This window comes from Streptomyces albus subsp. chlorinus (assembly GCF_013302895.1).
In the GTDB taxonomy this organism is placed as follows: Bacteria; Actinomycetota; Actinomycetes; order Streptomycetales; family Streptomycetaceae; genus Streptomyces; species Streptomyces chlorinus.
Genome location: NZ_VJOK01000001.1, coordinates 5,829,046 through 5,830,477 on the forward strand (window position 1 = coordinate 5,829,046; position 1,432 = coordinate 5,830,477).

General features: G+C 74.5%; 1 protein-coding gene. It reads left to right on the forward strand.

All coding sequences use genetic code 11. The features are described from left to right. Positions 1–1,432 (forward strand): lonely Cys domain-containing protein (locus FM076_RS25395; RefSeq protein ID WP_173874996.1); only part of this gene is annotated, 1,432 nt, incomplete at both ends.

Below are 1,432 nucleotides of genomic sequence, written 5' to 3' on the forward strand. Positions count from 1 at the left end.
ACGAGGCGGTGCGCGCGGAGCTGTTCGCCCTGGTCGAGGCCGCCGTCGCGGCGGGCCGTGCGACGAGCGTGGTGGCGCTGGCGGCCTTCCACACCGAGCGGCAGGGCGCGTTCGACGCCCGGTACCGCTTCACCGAGAACGGCCGCCCGGCGGGCCTCAACTGGAAGGGCACCCGGGGCACACAGATCGAGACCTCCGTGGTCGAGCGCTACCGGCCGACCGCGGACGGCGGGGTGAAGCTCGCGGGCGCCGCACTGGCCGAGTGGTCCCAGGACGCGTACGTGGTGGCCGCCGACGGGAGCCACGACAGCGTGGAGGTGCCGTGGCCGGACGGTACGTTCCGGACGCTGGACATGGAGGAGTTCGCCGAGCTGATGGCGCACGACCCGGTGCTGCGCGGGCTGCCGGAGGACGCGCCGGTCGTCCTGGCCGTCCAGCACGGCGGCGACCGCCTCGGCGAACTGCCGCGACTGCTCGCGGCACGCACGGGCCGCACCGTGTGGGCGTACACGGGCACCGTGACGGCCCGCGACACCGTGGGCGGGACGGTCACCCTGCGCACCGTACGGACCAAGGACCACCCCGGCGGCGACTGGCTCGCCACCGCCCCCGGCACGGCACCGGCCCGCGCCGCCGACGTCCCGGACTGGTACGGCAAGGTGCTGGTCCGGCCCGTGGTCAGCGGGACGACCGGCAAGCAGACCGGGTACTCCGTGTTCTCCCGCGCCGATCTGGCCCGCACGTGGGAGAAGCAGCTTCGCGACGCCGACCGGGCCAGAACGTTCGTCTACTACAACCCCGCCGCCGGCACCTACTCCGAGCCGCACGAGGTGCCGGACGCCGACGAGAAGACATTCGAGATCTTCCTGCACGGTGTCCCGGGCGCGGTCTCGGTCGAACTCGACGACGGCACCATGCGGAGGATCAGCGGGGAGGAGCTGGAACGGTGGGTCGCCCACCTCCTCTCCTCGGTCGACCTCAGGGACAAGACCCTCGTCCCGCTGACGATCTGCTGGGCCGGGTCCCCCGGCGACAGCTCCCTGCCCGCGCCGGACACCGCGCACGACAACCGGCCGGGTGTGTTCGTCGCCGACCCGCTCGCGGACATCTCCACCGGGCAGGTCTTCGCCAACGCCGCCCGGCACCGGGTGCGGGTCGCGCACCGGCAGACCGGGTTCTCGGGCCGCGGCCCCTACCGGCGGGCCCTGTTCACCGACCCCCAGGGCCGCCGGGTGCCGTTCACCTACCACGTTCCCGAGCCCGACCGAGCCGGGCTCGACCGCCTGGCGCGGGTGGCCGGACTGCACCGGGGGGACACCCCGGTCCCGGCGGACATCCGGGAGCGGACGCTGCGCCTGGTGCGGGCGCTGGCGCCTGACGTTCGGCAACGAGGTGGAGGCCGACGCCGACTACGTGGGCCTGCTGCGGGGGG